Source organism: Jeongeupia chitinilytica, assembly GCF_014652315.1.
In the GTDB taxonomy this organism is placed as follows: domain Bacteria; phylum Pseudomonadota; class Gammaproteobacteria; order Burkholderiales; family Chitinibacteraceae; genus Jeongeupia; species Jeongeupia chitinilytica.
Genome location: NZ_BMYO01000001.1, coordinates 396,937 through 415,562, shown reverse-complemented (window position 1 = coordinate 415,562; position 18,626 = coordinate 396,937). Strand labels below are relative to the sequence as shown.

15 protein-coding genes are annotated in these 18,626 nt (G+C 65.3%); 9 read left to right on the top strand and 6 right to left on the bottom strand.

The features are described 5' to 3' along the window. The first annotated feature begins 9 nt into the window (after nt 1-9). Nucleotides 10-591 carry a potassium-transporting ATPase subunit KdpC gene (gene kdpC, locus IE097_RS01985; RefSeq protein ID WP_189458458.1) on the top strand — a complete coding sequence of 194 codons (582 nt, stop codon included), beginning with the start codon at nt 10-12 and terminating at the stop codon, nt 589-591. A 106-nt stretch (nt 592-697) separates the two neighbouring features. Here kdpC and IE097_RS01980 read toward each other — a convergent pair whose 3' ends face one another. Beyond that, the gene (locus IE097_RS01980; RefSeq protein WP_189458457.1) at nt 698-2,419 is read right to left on the bottom strand and encodes a serine hydrolase domain-containing protein; all 1,722 of its coding nucleotides are present in this window, start codon (nt 2,417-2,419) and stop codon (nt 698-700) included. Nucleotides 2,420-2,732: 313 nt separating this feature from the next. On the opposite strand from IE097_RS01980, the gene putA reads away from it, so the two are divergent. From putA to IE097_RS01940, 8 genes are all read left to right on the top strand, one after another. Further along, a complete protein-coding gene (putA, locus tag IE097_RS01975; protein ID WP_189458456.1) occupies nt 2,733-6,632 on the top strand; it encodes a trifunctional transcriptional regulator/proline dehydrogenase/L-glutamate gamma-semialdehyde dehydrogenase in 3,900 nt (1,299 codons plus the stop codon). A gap of 268 nt (nt 6,633-6,900) precedes the next feature. Next, on the top strand, nt 6,901-8,007 hold the full coding sequence (locus tag IE097_RS01970; protein WP_229797368.1) for a branched-chain amino acid ABC transporter substrate-binding protein: 1,107 nt from the start codon (nt 6,901-6,903) through the stop codon (nt 8,005-8,007). 195 nt (nt 8,008-8,202) lie between these two features. Beyond that, on the top strand, nt 8,203-9,117 hold the full coding sequence (locus IE097_RS01965) for an ABC transporter permease subunit (protein ID WP_189458454.1): 915 nt from the start codon (nt 8,203-8,205) through the stop codon (nt 9,115-9,117). Continuing rightward, nucleotides 9,117-10,403: a high-affinity branched-chain amino acid ABC transporter permease LivM gene (gene livM, locus IE097_RS01960; RefSeq protein WP_189458453.1), complete on the top strand. Its 1,287-nt coding sequence runs from the start codon at nt 9,117-9,119 to the stop codon at nt 10,401-10,403. Before IE097_RS01965 ends, livM begins: the two co-directional genes overlap by 1 nt. After that, nucleotides 10,400-11,218, top strand: coding sequence for an ABC transporter ATP-binding protein (locus tag IE097_RS01955; RefSeq protein WP_189458452.1), 819 nt, complete (start codon nt 10,400-10,402; stop codon nt 11,216-11,218). Before livM ends, IE097_RS01955 begins: the two co-directional genes overlap by 4 nt. Continuing rightward, complete coding sequence (locus IE097_RS01950; protein WP_229797367.1) at nt 11,215-11,934, top strand: ABC transporter ATP-binding protein; 720 nt, start codon at nt 11,215-11,217, stop codon at nt 11,932-11,934. Before IE097_RS01955 ends, IE097_RS01950 begins: the two co-directional genes overlap by 4 nt. 40 nt (nt 11,935-11,974) lie before the next feature. Continuing rightward, nucleotides 11,975-12,880, top strand: coding sequence for a DMT family transporter (locus tag IE097_RS01945; RefSeq protein ID WP_229797366.1), 906 nt, complete (start codon nt 11,975-11,977; stop codon nt 12,878-12,880). A gap of 234 nt (nt 12,881-13,114) precedes the next feature. Continuing rightward, nucleotides 13,115-14,050 (top strand): LysR substrate-binding domain-containing protein, encoded by a 936-nt coding sequence (locus IE097_RS01940; protein WP_229797365.1) that lies wholly within the window; start codon nt 13,115-13,117, stop codon nt 14,048-14,050. Nucleotides 14,051-14,077: 27 nt separating this feature from the next. On the opposite strand, the gene IE097_RS01935 is transcribed toward IE097_RS01940, so the two are convergent. From IE097_RS01935 to IE097_RS01915, 5 genes are all read right to left on the bottom strand, one after another. Further along, nucleotides 14,078-14,818 (bottom strand): DUF6671 family protein, encoded by a 741-nt coding sequence (locus IE097_RS01935; protein WP_189458450.1) that lies wholly within the window; start codon nt 14,816-14,818, stop codon nt 14,078-14,080. Nucleotides 14,819-14,897: 79 nt separating this feature from the next. Further along, nucleotides 14,898-15,440, bottom strand: a complete 543-nt coding sequence (locus tag IE097_RS01930; protein ID WP_189458449.1) for a cysteine hydrolase family protein — start codon at nt 15,438-15,440, stop codon at nt 14,898-14,900. Next, nucleotides 15,437-16,636 (bottom strand): M20/M25/M40 family metallo-hydrolase, encoded by a 1,200-nt coding sequence (locus tag IE097_RS01925; RefSeq protein WP_189458448.1) that lies wholly within the window; start codon nt 16,634-16,636, stop codon nt 15,437-15,439. The genes IE097_RS01930 and IE097_RS01925 overlap by 4 nt, the downstream gene beginning before the upstream one ends. Continuing rightward, complete coding sequence (locus IE097_RS01920; protein WP_189458447.1) at nt 16,633-17,268, bottom strand: GNAT family N-acetyltransferase; 636 nt, start codon at nt 17,266-17,268, stop codon at nt 16,633-16,635. The genes IE097_RS01925 and IE097_RS01920 overlap by 4 nt, the downstream gene beginning before the upstream one ends. Beyond that, on the bottom strand, nt 17,265-18,497 hold the full coding sequence (locus tag IE097_RS01915; protein ID WP_229797364.1) for a nucleotidyl transferase family protein: 1,233 nt from the start codon (nt 18,495-18,497) through the stop codon (nt 17,265-17,267). The genes IE097_RS01920 and IE097_RS01915 overlap by 4 nt, the downstream gene beginning before the upstream one ends. Nucleotides 18,498-18,626 lie beyond the last annotated feature (129 nt).

Below are 18,626 nucleotides of genomic sequence, written 5' to 3'. Positions count from 1 at the left end.
AGAAACACCATGAACCTTTCCTCCCAACTCCGCCCGGCGCTGACCATCTTCGTGCTGCTGACCGCACTGACCGGCGTGCTCTACCCCGCCGCCGTCACAGGTATCGCCCAGGGCGTCTTCCCGAACCAGGCCAACGGCAGCGTCATCAGCAAGGACGGCCGCGCCGTCGGCTCCGGGCTGATTGGCCAGAATTTCACCGAGCCGCGCTACTTCTGGGGACGTCCGTCCGCCACCGGGCCGATGCCGTACAACGGCGCCGGCTCGGGCGGCAGCAACCTCGGTCCGACCAATCCGGCACTGTTTGATGCGGTCAAGACCCGCGTTGCCGCGCTGAAGGCCGCCGATCCGGGCAACACCGCGCCGGTGCCGGTCGACCTCGTTACCGCCTCGGGCAGCGGCCTCGACCCGGACATTAGCCCGGAAGCCGCCGCCTACCAGATCGGCCGCATTGCCAAGGCTCGCAATCTGTCGATCCCGCAGGTCGAGGCGCTGGTCGCCGCGAATACCACCGGCAAGCAGTGGGGCTTTCTCGGTGAAGCCCGGGTCAACGTACTGAAGCTCAACCTCGCACTCGACGCGCTCGGCAAGTAAAGCACCACCCTCCGTGCGCCTTGATACGCCCGCCTCGCGCGGGCGTTTTTTTGAGTGCAAAAAGCCCGCGCGAGGCGGGCTGAAGGGATGGAGTGGCGCAATCGGCTCAGTTCGCGATCAGGCCGACCGCGCGTTCGCTCACCGCGTTGCCGCCATTTTCGCTGACGCTCTCGATGCGTTTGGCATCCTGCATGCGGTAGCTCGTCTGAATCTCTTTCCCCTCGCGCAACGAGCGCGCCCGCAACTGAACCTTGTCGCCCGAGACCGTCAGTTTTCCGACACACGGCCCATAGACCGGGTGATCGAAGTTGCGCCACTGGCCAAGGCCGTAACTGTAGGTCGCGCGGTCCTGCTGCTGCCGGTTGCGGTAGTCGGCGACGATTTGCACGCCGTCGGCATCGAGCCTGAACTGCGGCTTGCTTTGCCAGCCCAGACCGGAGAACTGCGCCGTTTTGCCGTCGAGCCGTTTGAACCATGCGGGCAGGACCGTTTTTTCCGGCTTCGGCGCCATGGCCGCCAGTCTTTGCTGCAAACGTCCCCATCCAGCATCGTCAAGCGGAATCGGCCCTTGCCACTTGAGCTCCTGCGCAAAAAACTGCTCCAGCATATCGGGCGTCATCCACGCACCGTTGCCGTTGGCATCGGAGCTGGTCAGCATGGCGACGACCATCCCGAGTTTGGGAGCGACGATCAGCACCTGTCCGCCCCAGCCTTGCGCCGAATAGTTGTGCCCCGAGCCATCGACCCACCACTGGTAGCCGTACTGCGGCACCCAGCCGAATGGCGGCACGGTCTTGATCTGCGCGTGTGTCGCATCGTGTACCCATGTCGCCGGCACGATCTGCTTGCCCTGCCACTGGCCGTTTTGCAGGAAAAGCTGACCGAACCTGGCCAGATCGTCGAGCCGCAGCGTCAATCCGCGCCCGCCGATGAGCGCGCCTTGCGGATCAACCGGCCAATGGTAGTCGCTGATGCCGAGCGGTTTGAACAACCTGTCATCCGCGAACGCCGCTTCGGATTCACCGCCGAGGCTGTCCTGCAGCATCAGCGACAACAGATGCGAGCCACCGCTGTTGTAGACAAAGGTCTGCCCCGGCGCTTCGGCCATCGGCTTGTCGAGCACATAGCGCCGCCAGTCGGCACTCCGCAAGATCTTGCTCGGGTCTTCCTCCTCCGAGAAGCCGGCCTCGTACCACTCGAGCCCCGAACTCATCGTCAGCACGTCTTTCAGCGTGGCCGGGCTGTCGCACAACGCGCCACGGCAGTCCTTCAGCAAGGCGTGCACCGGCGTCGTCACCGGGCCGATCTTGCCTTCACCCTGCGCGATGCCGACCAGGGTACTGACGAACGATTTGGTCACCGAATTGAGCTGGTGGGGAATGTCGCCGCGATAAGGCGGGGTGTAGTGCTCGAACACCAGCTTGCCGTCGCGCACGATCACGAGGCCATCAAGGCTTGCGCCGTTGCGCGACACCATCGCCAGATAGTCGAGCATTTTCCCGATGCTCGCCGGCGCAATGCCGACCGTCTCCGGCCGCGCCCGCGGCCAGCCTGAATCGGCGGCCCCAGCCGGATGCAGCGCCACCGCACAGCATGCGGCCGCAAGGAAAATTTCAATTTTCTTCATAATCAAGTCAGCAAACGAAAACATTCGAGTATACCCGGCGCGCCGTGGCCGCGTTCGATGGCGGCCATGCCAAGGTTGTGCTGTGCATGCAGCCGCTCCCGGGCCGCTGAATCGATCCTCCCGCTGCGCACACCATCGCGGGCGGCGATTGGCACGCGCCGCATCGTTGTACGAATGCGAATCGACCGCATGCCGATGCAAAAAACCAACCGTTCATCTGCCTGCCTGCCATTTGAAGGACGCATTTTTCGAGGCCGGGATGCCCCGAAGGACGGCAACGGACCGATCTTCAACTCTTACAAAAAAGATGCGTAAATCAATCAAAAAGATGTAGTGATGTAGTCAAATCAAGCCTTGCAAGGGTGCAACCCGAAATGCACAACCGCGCCCAACCCCTTGCATTGCATCACTTTTATGGCCTGCGCAACGGTGCAACCCCTAGGGATTGTCCGTAGTTGTACCGGTCGAACTAGATCGTACTATGGACCGAACATTCAACTTGTAAGCAACGGACATGGCCAATACCACGCTGGGGATCAAGGTTGACGACGCATTGCGGACACGGATCCGCGACGCGGCGCAAACGCTGGAACGCACGCCGCACTGGCTGATCAAGCAGGCGATCTACGCCTATCTGGAGCGCGTCGAACAGGGCGTTCGGCCGGCCGAGCTCGGCAACGGTAGCACCGCCGAGATCGACGAGGCGCAACCGTCGGCCGAGGCCCTGCCGGTTCCCTTCCTCGAGTTTGCCCAGAACGTGGCACCGCAATCGGTACTGCGTGCGGCGATCACCGCCGCCTGGCGCCGGCCGGAAACCGAATGCGTGCCGCTGCTGGTCGAACAGGCCCGGTTGCCGAATCCGCAAATGCACGGCGACGTGCAGATGCTGGCCCACAAGCTCGTGGCCCGCCTGCGCGGCAAGCGCAAGGGCGGCGGCGTCGAGGGGCTGATCCACGAATTCTCGCTGTCGAGCCAGGAAGGCGTCGCGCTGATGTGTCTGGCCGAAGCGCTGCTGCGCATTCCGGACAAGGCGACCCGCGACGCGCTGATCCGCGACAAGATCAGCAAGGGCGACTGGCATTCGCACCTCGGCAACTCGCCGTCGCTGTTCGTCAACGCCGCGACCTGGGGGCTGATGCTGACCGGCAAGCTCACCGCGACCAGCAGCGAGGCCGGTCTCTCCAAGGCGCTGACCCGGCTGATCGGCCAGGGCGGCGAGCCGCTGATCCGCAAGGGCGTCGACATGGCGATGCGGCTGATGGGCGAGCAGTTCGTCACCGGCGAGACGATTGCCGACGCGCTGGCCAACAGCCGCAAGTTCGAAGCCAAGGGCTTCCGCTACTCGTACGACATGCTCGGCGAAGCGGCGACGACCGAGGAAGACGCGCAGCGTTACTACGCATCGTACGAACAGTCGATCCACGCCATCGGCAAGGCTGCCAATGGTCGCGGCATTTACGAAGGTCCGGGCATTTCGATCAAGCTCTCCGCCCTGCATCCGCGCTACAGCCGTGCGCAGCAGGAGCGCGTGATGAGCGAGCTGCTGCCGCGCGTAAAGGCGCTGGCGCTGCTGGCCCGCCGCTACGACATCGGCCTGAACATCGACGCCGAAGAAGCCGACCGGCTAGAACTCTCGCTCGACCTGCTCGAAGCGCTGTGCTTCGATGCCGACCTCGCCGGCTGGAACGGCATCGGCTTCGTCGTCCAGGCCTACCAGAAGCGTTGCCCGTTCGTGATCGACTTCATCATCGATCTGGCCCGCCGCAGCCGGCACCGGATCATGGTGCGGCTGGTCAAGGGCGCGTACTGGGACAGCGAAATCAAGCGCGCCCAGCTCGACGGCCTCGAGGGCTATCCGGTCTACACGCGCAAGATCTACACCGACGTGTCCTACCTCGCCTGCGCGAAAAAACTGCTGGCCGTGCCGGATGCGATCTACCCGCAGTTCGCCACCCACAATGCACAGACACTGGCGACGATCTACCACCTTGCCGGCGCCAACTACTATCCGGGCCAGTACGAATTCCAGTGCCTGCACGGCATGGGCGAACCGCTGTACGAGGAAGTCACAGGCGCCGTGACCGAGGGCAAGCTCGGCCGCCCCTGCCGCGTCTATGCGCCGGTCGGCACGCATGAAACCCTGCTGGCCTACCTCGTACGCCGGCTGCTGGAAAACGGCGCCAACACCTCCTTCGTCAACCAGATTGCCGACGAAAAGATTTCGATCGACAGCCTGATCACCGATCCGGTCAGCGCCGCCAGCGCGGTCCGCCCGGTCGGCGCACCGCACGACAAGATCCCGCTGCCGCGCGCCCTGTTCGGTGCCGAGCGCGACAATTCGGCCGGGCTGGATCTGGCCAACGAACAGCGGCTGGCCTCCCTGTCGGCCGCGCTGCTTGCCGGCGGACAATGGGGCGCGGCCCCGCTGTTCGGCGACGACCGTACCAGCGCCGGCACCGCCCAGCCCGTGTGCAACCCGGCCGATCGCCGCGACGTGATCGGCACCGTGGTCGAAGCCGACCTGGCCGACGTCGAGGCCGCGCTGCAGCATGCCGTGGCCGCCGCGCCGATCTGGGCCGCGACACCGGTGTCCGAACGCGCCGCGATCCTGCGCCGCACCGCCGACCGGCTCGAGGCGCAGATGCCCTCGCTGCTGGGCCTGATCGTCCGGGAGGCGGGCAAGACACTGGCCAATGCCGTCGCCGAAGTCCGCGAGGCGGTCGACTTCCTGCGCTACTACGCCGGCGAGATCGAACGCGAGTTCGACAACGACAGCCACCGTCCGCTCGGCCCCGTGCTGGCGATCAGCCCGTGGAACTTCCCGCTGGCGATCTTCATGGGCCAGGTCGCCGCAGCGCTGGCTGCCGGCAACCCGGTGATCGCCAAGCCGGCCGAACAGACGCCGCTGATTGCCTTCGAAGCGGTGCGGCTGCTGCGCGAGGCCGGCGTACCGACCGGTGCGGTGCAACTCCTGCCCGGCCGCGGTGAAACCGTCGGCGCGGCGCTGGTCGCCGATGCCCGCATCCGCGGCGTGCTGTTCACCGGCTCGACCGAAGTCGCCCGGCTGATCTCGCGCACGCTGGCCGACCGGCTCGACCCGCAAGGCCGGACGATTCCGCTGATCGCCGAAACCGGTGGTCAGAACGCACTGATCGTCGATTCGTCGGCGCTGCCCGAACAGGTGGTGTTCGACGTGCTGAACTCGGCCTTCGACTCGGCCGGCCAGCGCTGCTCGGCACTGCGCGTGCTCTGCCTGCAGGAGGATGTCGCCGACAAGGTGCTGACCATGCTCAAGGGCGCGATGCGCGAGCTGGCGATCGGCAACCCGGACCGGCTGGCCACCGACGTCGGCCCCGTCATCGACGTCGAAGCCCGGCAGAACATCGAGCGCCACATCGCCCGGCTGCGCGGCGCCGGCTTCGCGGTCAGCCAGTTGCCCATGCCGGCCGAAGCCCGCCACGGCAGCTTCGTACCGCCGACCCTGATCGAGATCGACACGCTGGCTTCGCTCGAACGCGAGGTGTTCGGTCCGGTGCTGCACGTGCTGCGTTACAAGCGCGATGCCTTCGATGCACTGGTCGATGCCATCAACGACACCGGCTACGGCCTGACCTTCGGCGTGCATACCCGCATCGACGAAACCATCGCCCGCGCCACCTGCCGCATTCACGCCGGCAACCTGTATGTAAACCGCAACGTTGTCGGCGCCGTCGTCGGGGTGCAACCGTTCGGTGGCGAAGGCCTGTCGGGCACCGGCCCGAAGGCCGGCGGCCCGCTCTACCTGTCCAGACTGTTGTCGCGCCGTCCCCAGGGAACCTGCGCCCTGCCCGCTGCCACCGATTCGGCGCTGGCGGCACTTGCGACTTACCGCAATGTACTCGCCGCCGAGGGTGCCGATAATGCCGCGGCCCGCTGCGATCGTTACCGCGCGGTCTCGCCGCTCGGTGCCGACGTGACGCTGACCGGACCGACCGGCGAGCTGAACCGTTACCGGCTCATGCCGCGCGGCCCGCTGCTGTGCCTTGCGTCGACAACGACCGGCGCACAGGCGCAACTCGCGGCGGCACTGGCCAGCGGCAATGTCGCATGCTTCGTCGACAGCGCGGTGGCCAATGCGCTGATTGCCGGCCTGCCGGCAGCGCTGGCCTCGCAGGTGCGGCGTGTTTCGGCCGAGGAGATCGATACGGCCAGCCCGGTCGGCGCGGTGCTGTTCGAGGGCGACAGCGATGCGCTGCTCGAGCTCGGCCGCCGGATTGCCCGCCGCGACGGCCCCATCGTGCCGGTATTCGGCCTGTCGGGCGCCGAGCTCGACGCCGGTGACGATTACGACCTGATCAGGCTGTTTGCCGAGCAGTCGGTCAGCGTGAACACCGCGGCGGCCGGCGGCAATGCCAGCCTGATGACGATCGCCTGACGGGTACTCGCGGGCCGCACGCCGACCGCGCGGCAAACCGGTGGTTCCGCAGGGACACGGCGTTCCCGCGACGCGCCGGAAGCCCCCGGGCGGCTGCGGGCCCGGCAGAGATGCTGGAAAGCACCTACATCAGACAAATCGGCGCCTGGTGTAGGTTTGGTTGAAAGCTTTGTTCGTAAGCTGTTTTGAAAAACGTATCGGCAGCCTGCAAGGGCTGACGGCATTACCGCTGTAGCAACGGACGACAGTCCATCTAGGAGAAGGCACGATGAAGTCGAACATGAAGCAACTGATTGCCATGACCGGTCTGGGCCTGGGTGCCCTGTTCACCGCGCAGGCCCACGCCGATTACTCGGTGGCCATTGCCGGCCCGATGACCGGTGCTTACGCGTCGGCGGGCGAGCAGATCAAGCGCGGCGCGGAAATGGCCGTTGCCGACATCAACGCCAAGGGCGGTGTCCTCGGCCAGAAGCTGAAACTCGAAATCGGCGACGACGCCTGCGATCCGAAGCAGGCCGTGTCGGTCGCCAACGCCATGGTCAACAAGAAGATCGTCTTCATGCACGGCCACTGGTGTTCCAGCTCGACCATCCCGGCATCGGACATCTACAACGAAGCGCAGATCCCGATGGCGACCGTGTCGACCAACCCGCAGGTCACCGAGCGCGGCCTGAAGAACATCTTCCGCATCATGGGCCGCGACGACCAGCAGGGCGGCATCGCCGGCGGCTACATCGCCTCGCACTTCGCCGGCAAGAAGGTCGCCGTGATCGACGACAAGAGCGCCTACGGCAAGGGCCTGGCCGACGAAATGGCCAAGGGCATGACCGCCAAGGGCCTGAAGCCGGCGCTGCGCGAATCGATCACCGCCGGTGAAAAGGACTACTCGGGCCTGGTGTCGAAGCTGAAGGCGGCCGGTGTCGAAGTGCTGGCCTACGGCGGCTACCACACCGAAGTCGCGCTGATCCTGCGTCAGGCCAAGCAGGCCGGCATGAAGCTGACCGTGATGGGCGGCGACACCATGAGCAACAACGAACTGGTGACCGCCGCCGGCGGCAACGCCGACAGCGTGATGTTCACCTTCGCGCCGGACGCCCGCGCCAACCCGGCCGCAGCCGACGTGGTGAAGGAGTTCCGCAACGCCAAGGTCGAGCCGGACGGCTACGTGCTCTACGCCTACGCCGCCATGCAGCTGTTCCAGCAAGCCGCGACCCAGGCCAAGAGCGTGAAGTACGGCGACCTGCAGAAGGCGCTGGCCAGCGGCACGTTCAACACCGTCGTCGGCAAGCTGTCGTTCGATGCCAAGGGCAACCTGAAGGCCCCGGGCTTCGTCGTCTACCAGTGGAAGGGCAACAAGTACGAAATGGTCAAGTAAGTCCTTGACCCGTCCGCGCCGGCTTGCCGGCGCGGCATCCGGGCCGGCCGGCACCGCCCCCAGGCCGCCGGCCCGCACGCACCACAGGTGCCAGGGAAAACCGGGCATCCACCCGACTCCTTGAAAGAAGGCAACGCCCGCGCCACAAGGCCGGCACGCCTCCGCAGCACCTTCAATACTCCGGAGCACGCATTCATGGGACAACTCATACAACAGCTGATCAACGGCCTGACGCTGGGCTCCGTTTACGGCCTGATCGCGCTGGGTTACACGATGGTGTACGGCATCATCGGCATGATCAACTTCGCGCACGGCGACATCTACATGATCGCGGCGATCATCGCCGTCACCGTGCTGACGCTGCTCGGCTCGCTCGGCATCATGGCCGTGCCGGTCGCCCTGCTCATCACCCTCGTCGTCGCCATCATTTTCACCTCGGTCTACGGCTGGTCGGTCGAGCGCATCGCCTATCGGCCCTTGCGCAACGCCTCCCGACTGGCACCGCTGATCTCGGCGATCGGGATGTCGATCTTCCTGCAGAACATGGTGCAGCTGACCCAGGGTGCCCGCGTCAAGCCGATCAACGCCCTGCTGCCCGGCGGTTTCGAGCTGTTCACCAGCAACGGCTTCACCGTCCACCTCGCCTATACGCAGATCATGATCATCGTCGTCACCGCCGTGCTGCTGGCGGTGTTCACCTGGCTGATCACCAAGACCTCGTTCGGCCGCCAGCAGCGCGCCTGCGAGCAGGACCGTACGATGACGGCACTGCTCGGCATCAACGTCGACCGGACCATCTCGATGACCTTCGTCATCGGCGCCGCACTGGCGGCCGTGGCCGGGGTGATGGTCACCGTCTACTACGGCGTGGTCGACTTTTCGATCGGCTTCCTTGCCGGCATCAAGGCGTTCACCGCCGCGGTGCTCGGCGGCATCGGCTCGCTGCCCGGCGCCATGCTCGGCGGCCTGATCATCGGCATGATCGAATCGTTCTGGAGCGCCTACCTGTCGCCCGAATACAAGGACGTCGCCACCTTCGTGCTGCTGATCCTTGTTCTGATGTTCCGTCCCAGTGGCCTGCTGGGTCGTCCGGAAGTGGAGAAAGTCTGATGACCACACACGCCCACCACCTGCCGAACGTGGCCAGCCGGCTCAAGGACGCCACCGGCATCGCGCTGGTGTCCCTGCTGCTCGGCGTGCCGATGATCGGCCTGAAGACCGTCGACGCCGGCGGCGCGCTCGCCATCGCGACGCGCTGGCCGTGGCTGCTGGCCTTCGTCGCCACGATGTTCGTCGGCCGCCTCGTCCTGCAGTTCGTGCTCGATCACGTGAAGCTGAACAAGGCCAAGCGTGCCCGTACCCGTCCCGAAATCGGCGCGACGCGGCCGTGGCTCAAATGGATCGGCTACGCCGTGGTCGGTTTTGCCCTCGTGCTGCCGATCGCGTTTTCCGGCAACCGCTACGTCGTCGACACCGCGACCACGGTGCTGATCTACGTGATGCTGGGCTGGGGCCTGAACGTCGTCGTCGGCCTCGCCGGCCTGCTCGACCTCGGCTACGTCGCGTTCTATGCCGTCGGTGCCTACACCTACGGGCTGCTGTCGACCCACTTCGGCTGGGGCTTCTGGGAAACCCTCCCGGTCGCCGGCGCGGCTGCGGCGACCTTCGGCGTCATCCTCGGCTGGCCGACGCTGCGGCTGCGCGGCGACTATCTGGCCATCGTGACGCTGGGCTTCGGTGAAATCATCCGGCTGATCCTGGTCAACTGGACCGACTTCTCGGGCGGCCCGAACGGCATCGGTTCGATCCCGCGTCCGACCTTCTTCGGCCTGCCGTTCTCGCCGGACAGCGACGCCGGCCCGACCTTCGCCTCGTTCTTCCACCTCGAGTACTCGCCGGAACACCGGGTGATGTTCCTCTACTACCTGATCCTGGTGCTGGCGCTGCTGACCAACCTGTTCGTCTCGCGCATGCGCAAGCTGCCGGTCGGCCTGGCCTGGGAAGCCGTGCGCGAGGACGAAGTGGCTTGCAAGGCCTTGGGGATGAACGTCACCAACGTCAAGCTCTCGGCCTTCGCGATCGGCGCCATGCTCGGCGGTTTTGCCGGCGTGTTCTTCGCCGCGCGCCAGGGCTTCATCTCGCCGGAAAGCTTCGTGTTCTCCGAATCGGCCACCATCCTCGCCATCGTCGTGCTCGGCGGCATGGGCAGCCAGCTCGGCGTGGTGATCGCCTCGGTGCTGCTGGTGCTGCTGCCGGAGCTGGGCCGCGACTTCTCCGAATACCGGATGCTGATGTTCGGTGCGGCAATGATCCTGATCATGGTGTGGCGACCGGGCGGCCTGATCGCCCATCGCGAACCGACCTACCGCCTGGGCAAACAAGGAGCGAAGGCATGAGCGAAATGCTGCTCGAGGTGGACCGCCTCACGATGCGCTTCGGCGGCCTGACCGCGATCGACGACCTGTCGGTTGCCGTGCCGAAGGGCAAGATCACGTCGATCATCGGCCCGAACGGCGCCGGCAAGACGACGTTCTTCAACTGCCTGACCGGCTTCTACAAGCCGACCGAGGGCAGCGTGCGGATGCACCACCCGGTGCACGGCCCGCTGCTGCTGAACGAGATGCCGTCGTACCACGTCGCCCGCAAGGCCGGCGTCGTGCGCACCTTCCAGAACATCCGGCTGTTTCCGAACATGTCGGTGCTGGAAAACCTGATCGTTGCGCAGCACAACGCGCTGCAGGCCGCATCGCGCTTCTCGCTCGCCGGCCTGTTCGGCCGCGCCGGCTTCAGGCAGGCACGCGAAGCCGCGCTGGAAAAGGCCGAGATGTGGCTGACCCGGCTCAAGCTGATCGAGCTGGCCGACACCGCCGCCGGCAACCTGTCGTACGGCACGCAACGGCGGATCGAGATCGCCCGCGCGCTGTGCGTCGACCCGCTGCTGCTCTGCCTCGACGAACCGGCCGCCGGCCTGAACCCGCGCGAATCGGCCGAGCTGAACGAGCTGCTGCTGTACCTGAGCCGCGAGCACGGCAAGGGCGTGCTCCTGATCGAGCACGACATGAACGTCGTGATGCGCGTCTCCGACCACATCTGCGTGCTCAACTTCGGCACCAAGATCGCCGAAGGTACACCGGAGCAGGTCCAGAACGATCCGAACGTCATCAAGGCGTACCTGGGCGAAGAAGACGCCGACGACAAGGAGGCTGCATGAGCACCATGCTTGAATACTCGGGCGTGCACGCCTACTACGGTGCGATCCACGCACTGCGCGGCGTCGACCTCGTCGTCAACGAAGGCGAGATCGTCACGCTGATCGGCGCCAACGGCGCCGGCAAGTCGACGCTGATGATGACGCTGTTCGGCAAGCCGACCGCGTCGAGCGGGCAGATCCGCTTCCAGGGCGACGACATCACCCGGACGCAGACGCACAAGATCTCGCGCGAGGGCATTGCGCTGGTGCCGGAAGGCCGTCGCATCTTCCAGCGCATGACGGTGATGGAAAACCTGCAGATGGGCGCGACCTTCGCCGACAAGGCGAATTTCGATGCCGACCTGAAGCGCATGTTCGAGATGTTCCCGATCCTCGAAAAGCGCCAGCAGCAGCGTGCCGGCACGCTGTCGGGCGGCGAGCAGCAGATGCTGGCGATTGCCCGCGCGCTGATGGGCCGGCCCAAGCTGCTGCTGCTCGACGAACCGTCGCTGGGGCTCGCACCGCTGTACATCAAGCAGGTGTTCAAGATCATCAAGGAGCTGAACACCCGCGACAAGATGACCATCCTGCTGGTCGAGCAGAACGCCCACCACGCGCTCAAGGTCGCGCATCGCGCCTACGTGCTGCAGCACGGCGAAATCGTCCTCACCGGCACCGGCGAGGAACTGCTCGCCAGCGCCGAGGTGCGCGCCGCCTACCTCGAAGGCAGCCACTGACCGCCCCTTCGTTCCCGCCCCACGCCCGGCTTGCCCGGGCGTGTTTCATTCCTCCTGCCACGCCGCCCCGATGAACTTCAACCGCTACACGCTGTACCTGATCGCATCGATGGCGCTCGTCGGTGCCAATGTCGGCATCGGCAAGACCATCGTGATGGCGCTGCCGGTAACGCTGTTCGCATTGCTGCGCTTCGTGATCGGCGTCGGCGTGCTGCTGCCGCGCTACCGTCTCGAAAAAATGCGCACCGTCACGCGCCGGCAGTGGCTGGGGCTGTTCCTGCAGGCGCTGTTCGGCACCTTCCTGTTCACGCTGCTGATGCTGTACGGCGTGTCGCACACCAGCGCGCTGGCCGCCGGCGTGATCACCAGCACGATTCCGGCTGTCGTCATCGTGCTCTCGTGGCTGCTGTTGCGCGAAAAGCTCGGCCCGCGCGCGCTGATCGCCGTTGCGCTGGCGGTGCTCGGCATGGTGATCATCAACGTGAACCGGGCCGGCGATGCCGGCGAATCGTCGCTGCTGGGCAACGCGATGATCGCCGGCGCGGTCGTCTGCGAATCGGTCTACGTGATCCTGTCACGACGCCTCACGCAGTCGCTGCCGGCGATCGACATCTGCGCGTACACGCACCTGATCGGCCTCGGGCTGATGCTGCCGCTCGGCCTCTCCGCGTGGTGGCATTTCGATTTCACCAGCGTCGACGCACCGACCTGGGCACTGGTGTTCTGGTACGGCCTCGCCGCCAGCGTGCTGTCGTTCTGGCTGTGGATGAAGGGCATCCGCCACGTTCCGGCGCAGCAGGCCGGTGTCTTCACCGCCGCACTGCCGGTCGCCGCGGTCGGCTACGCCATCGTCTTCCTGCAGGAAAAACCGGCGCCGGCCCACGCGATCGCCCTGCTGTGCGTGCTCGGCGCCATCGTGCTGGCCAGCGCCAGGGAATCGCACTGACGCGTCGTCGCGCCCCGGCAACCGGTCGGCGGGCGTTCGCGTTGCACCGGCATGCCCTGCGCATTCCATTCACGCAAATTTCGCCAGAATTGCATTCGTGGTAGCCTTTTCCGGGCGACCGGATCGTGCCAACGAGTACGCCTCCCCGGTGAGCGCCCCGATCGCCCGGTACGGCCCGTCTGCCGGCTCGCGCGGCGGTCCCCTGCCCAGCTGCGTACCCAGAAGATCAACGACATGGCCCGACCCCTTCCTCCCCTGGACCTGCTGATCGGTTTCGAAGCCGCCGCACGTCAGCTCAGTTTCTCGAAAGCCGGCGAGGAGATTTTCCTGACCCAGTCGGCCATCAGCCGGCAGATCCGCAAACTCGAGGAACACCTCGGACTGGAACTGTTCGAGCGCGGCCACCGATCGCTGGCACTGACCGAACAGGGACGCGTGCTTTTCGAAGTCGTCAGCGATTCGCTGGCCCAGTTGTCCGACACCGTCGAAAGCCTGCGCAAGAAGCCGCTCAGCCAGGGCATCACCATTTCCACGACAACGGCCTTTGCCGCACTCTGGCTGGTGCCGCGGCTGGCCAGGCTGCGGGCGCTCTGTCCCGAGGTCGCGCTGCACATCGAGGCGGACAACCGGCTTGTCGACCTGAAACAGCCCGGCATCGACCTGGCCATCCGTTACTGCACCCGCGATCAGGCGCCGCCGGACGACAGCGTCCTGCTGTCCGGCGAAGAGGTCTTCCCGGTCTGCAGTCCGGCACTCCTGCGCCGCAACGGCCGCAAGCTCGCTTGCGTCGATGACCTGCGGCACCACACGCTGCTGCATCTGGCCGATCCGCTGAATGCCTGGCCGTGGCTGCAATGGTCGACCTGGTTCAAGGACATCGGCGCCAACCTGCCGGTCGGCGACATCGGCTTCCGTTTCAGTCAGCTCGACCAGATGATCCAGGCTGCAACCCGCGGGCACGGCGTGGCGCTGGGCAGCTCGCCGCTGGTCGACCATCTGCTTGAGGAAGGCGTGCTGGTCGCGCCGCTCGGTGAACGTCTGGTCAGCCCGCGTTCGTTCTTTCTCTGTCACGGCCTGCGGCGCGATGCGCAGGTGGCGTCGTTCGTCCAGTGGCTGCATGCCGCCATGGCCCGCCCGCCGTGGCCCCCCGAGGGCGACGACGGCGACTGACGTCACCGTCGCGGCAACGCAGTCAACTCACGCGGCCAGCACGTGCTTCAGATCTGCATAGCCTTCCCTTTGCAGCCGCTCGATCAGGCGGATGCCCATCAGGGCCACCGAGGTCATGCGCGTCGGGTTCATGTGCGCGCGAAGGTCGGTCTCCAGATGGACCTGACCGTCCTGCGAATGCGCCGCACAAACGGCGAATGCCTGTGTCAGCTCGGCTTCGGTCCCGAGCCCCTTGAACACCAGCGTCGGCGGGACGCCGTTGCCCGGATCATGCGGCACCACCATGGCCCGGATGCCCGGCCAGCCCATGTCCGCCAGCAACGCCCGGGCCGCCGGCGATGCCGGATCCGCCGGAACCCGCCCCTTGACGAAACTGGTCGGCAGGTCCGTCAGATATTCGACGAACTCCACGCCGCGCTCGCGGTCGACGAAGGCCAGCAGCTCGGCATTCCGGGCTCCCGGAAATAGCGTCTGGCAAGGGCGGTAGGAGCCTTCGCTCGCCACCGCCCGCGGCACACCGGTGGCGTCGCAGGCACGGCGGGCCTTTTCGAGCGCCGCTTCGAACGCGGTACCCGGCCGGCGGATGTCGCCGGAAAACGTCCCGAGTGCATCGGTGTCGTAGTCCAGCGGCAGCAGGACGTTGAAGCCCAGCGTGGCCAGTGACGGGCCCAGCACCGACTCCTTGCCGTGCATGGTGGCGATGAGCAACTCCGGGCCGTCTTGCGGGCCGGCAATGGATTTCAACTGCAAGGGCATACTAGCGGCCATGACATCCTCGCCTTTCAGGCGTATCGGGGGTTTGCAGGCAATGCATCAGGCGGTTCATCCGGTGTCGTGTCCGCACCGCTCACGCCGCCAGATGCAACGGTTCGACCATGCTTTCTTCGTCGGTGCCGGTCACGCGGGCAAAGCGTTCGAGAATGGCCGACGCGTGTTCGTGCATCGACGTTTCCGAGTGGCCGTTCACCGCCAGCGCAGCGCTGGCGTCCTTGACGAAGGCAAAGCGGTAACCGCGGTGATAACCGTCGACGATGGTCGAGAGGCAACACATCGTGCTGCCGTAGCCGATGACGACGAATTCGTGATCGGCATGCGCGGCAACGAACTGGACAAATGCCGGCGAGGAGAACGACGAGTAATTGCCCTTGACGGCCAGTGCTTCATTGGCCTGCGGGACGAAACCGTCGATGAAATCGGACGTATCCGAGGCCCGATTGAAAAGATCGCCGTCCTGCAAATGCTGGACGTGAATGATCGGCCAGCCTTCATTGCGGGCGAAATTCAGCATCGAATAGGCATTGTTGAGCGAATTGCCGATCAACTTGATCTGGAATTTGCGTCCGGCGGCAATGTATTCGCGCTGGATATCGATAACGACGAGTGCCTTCATGGTTTATCTCCTTGGGTATCGGTGAGCTGCGAAATCAGCTGGGTCATCAGGGTCAAACGGTTCTGGTAGGAACTGACAAGCATGTGTTCGTTTCTGGAATGCATGCCGCCGCCGTAGGGGCCGACGCCGACGAGCAACTGCATGCCGGTTTCCGCAAGGTTGTTGCCGTCGCTGCCGTAGCCGACCGACCGGGCGTGGAACGGCTGGCCGATCGCGCCGGCGATGGCTTCGACGCGCGCGGCCAGCGCCTGCGTCTGCTGTTCGGGCAGCAGCGGCATTTCGGCCAGCTGCGTCACTTCGGTCCGTGTACCCTGCTTGAGCTGCGGGTTGTAGACGTCGCTGTGCTGGCCGATCTCGCCGATGGCAGCGGATACGGCCTGCCAGTCGGCGTCGGCCCGGAAACGGACATCGAAGGTCACGCTGGCCCTGTCGCACACCACATTGGGTTTCGAGCCTCCCTCGATCACGCCGGGGTTGAGGGTCAGGCCTTTCGACGGCTGCGCCAGCTGGCTCACTTTTGCGATCTTCCGGGCGAGGTCGAGGCAGGCATCGATGCCGTTCTCGGGCTCCAGCCCGGCGTGGGCGGCTTTTCCGTTCGTCGTCAGCTTGATCCAGCGCACGCCGGACTGGCTTCGCACCACCGCGCCATCCTCCAGCCCGGGCTCGAACACGAGTCCGTACGGAATCCCCCCGGCCAGCGTCCTGAGCGTCTGCTTGGAATACGGCGAGCCGATTTCCTCGTCGTCGTTGAGCACCACGCGAACGTGCTGCAACTTCCCAGCCTGTTTCAGTTGTGCCAGCACGTTCAGCATCAGCACGATGCCGCCCTTCATGTCGATCACGCCCGGCCCGACCAACTGGTCGCCCTGCTCGCTCAGGCGCTGGAAATCGCCGGTCTGCGCAAAAACCGTATCGATATGCCCGACCAGCAGCACCTTCGGCGTGCTGCCCGGCGTGTCAAAGCTCAGGACTTCGCGGCCGTTGCCCAGCGAATGCCGCGTGGTCTTCAGCCCCAGCGATTCGAACCTGGGAACGAGCACGTCACGCACCTGCGCAAGTCCGGCCAGATTCCGGGTTTCGGTATTGATGTCGACGATCTGCTTCAAAAGCTGCAGGTGGGCAGGGTCGATCGCCTGCGTCGCCGCACCGGCCGTACCGGCCAGCGCGAGGGCGGAAACGAACAGCCAGCGCTTCATACCCGCCCCCGTTCAACGGTAACGGCCCGTTTTGCATGCCGGAATGCCCCGTGCTCGAGCGGCCCGGCGTGATGCAGGTTGTTTTCCGGGCGGTTGAGGATCATCGGCTCCAGACCGATGTGCTGGGCCGGCTGGCCGTGGGGTTCGCGTTCGTGCATTTCCATTTCGAGATAGTCGTGGTCCGAGAACGAGAAATCGCCGCCGACGGCGCGGAATCCGTAGCCGGCATAGAACGGCTGCAGGCGCTCCTGGGCATGCAGGTAGAACCGCGAGTAACCCTTGTTGCGGCAAACGTCCAGCACGAAGGACAGCAACCGGTGTGCATAGCCGCGACCGCGGTACTCCTTGCGGATCGCCAGACGCTCGATCTTGGCGAAGCCGTTGAAGTAGCGGATCCGCGCGGTCAGCACCGGTTCGCCCTCGTCGGTCAGGCCGATGATCTGCGTGGCAGCGTGGTCGTTGAGGTCGAACTCCTCGCGGTACGGGCACAGCTGCTCGTGCATGTAGACGATGGCGCGGACCAGCATGGCCTTGAAGCGCTCGTCCTCGCTTTCGACGACCTTGATCGTCAGTTTCGCGGTCTCGGTCTCGGTCACGGCCGGGCCGGACTTGAGGAAGGGGTGGACGGTCATGGCTGCCCCACCAACTGCGCCCCGGCGCTCCGCGTCGGCGCACCCGCTTCGCCCGACTTGCGCAAGGCGACGATCATTTTCTGCACCGACGGGGTCGTCAGGCCGATTTCGCCGTTGCGGATCGCGGTGGCGGAGACCTTGTCGCGGCGGACCACCGGGTACGGATAGATCCAGCCGGACTCGTCATAGATGCTGCGTACCCACATCCCGCCAAGGTCGCTGCCGTGGATGCCGTGCACCGGCAACGGCCCGGCCGCTTCCCGGATCCGTTGCAGCACCGCGTAGAAGCCGCCCTGCGCGTATTCGTTCGGCAGCGACAGCACCTCCACCTTGTCCCCGAGGCCCGCCTCGGCCACCGCAGCCCGCATCATTGCCAGGCGCGTTTCATACTCGTAAAAGCGCGATCCGGTCGGAAAGTAATTGACGTGGACGTCGGCCCGTTCGGTTTTCTCGTAAATGCGCATTCCCTGGTCGTGCCGGGCGATGCGGATTTCACCGCGCTGCAGGGCCTGGGCGTGCAGTTTCGGAATCGTGGTGCTGTGCAGGTAAACCTTTTCCAGCCCGCGGGTTTCGATGGCGTCGCGAATCAGCGCCAGATGCGTCTTGTGGATCGGATTGAACGTGCCGAAGAACACGCCGATCCCGCCGCGGCGATAGCGCAGCGAGCGCCAGTCCGACAGCAGACCGATGACGAAGAATGCCGCGCCGAATGTCCAGCCCAGCGTCAGGAACAGCCCGCGCGACCACGCCAGCCCCAGTGTGGCCAGCGCCGTGACGACGATGTTGATCGACAGCGCCAGCAGGACATTCCGGTTCCGGTCACCGATTTCGCGATTGGACAGCGCCAGCGCCAGGTACTGCATCCCCTGCGAGGCACACGTGGTCAGCAGGGCAACGCCCAGCACGCCCCCCAGCGTATCGATTCTTGTCGCCGGAAATACCCCGCCCAGGGTCAGGATCAGGAAGATGCCGATATTGAACGCGAGCTGCGGCACAAAGCGCCCCAGTCGCCCGAGACTCACGCACGCCGTGCGCAGATTGATGTATTCCTCGATCCGGTTGCTGAATTTCGAATAGTAGGGAATGAAAAACCCCACAAAGGTGCACAATCCGATCAGGGCTGCATTATCAAACGCATTGTGGGCCATGCCGTAACTGGCATACATCAGCGCGCCAATGGTCAGCCCAAGTTGAACCGAAGGACTCAATAGATACATTGGTCGTTTCATCACTTCCTCTCGAATATCAAGACAGCGAAAACGGCACCTGCATTGATGCAATGCGGGGCCCTGCCGGATTGAGCGTTGCGATGCGGGCTTTCATGGAATGACCGCAATCGATCCGGCAGAAATCCAATA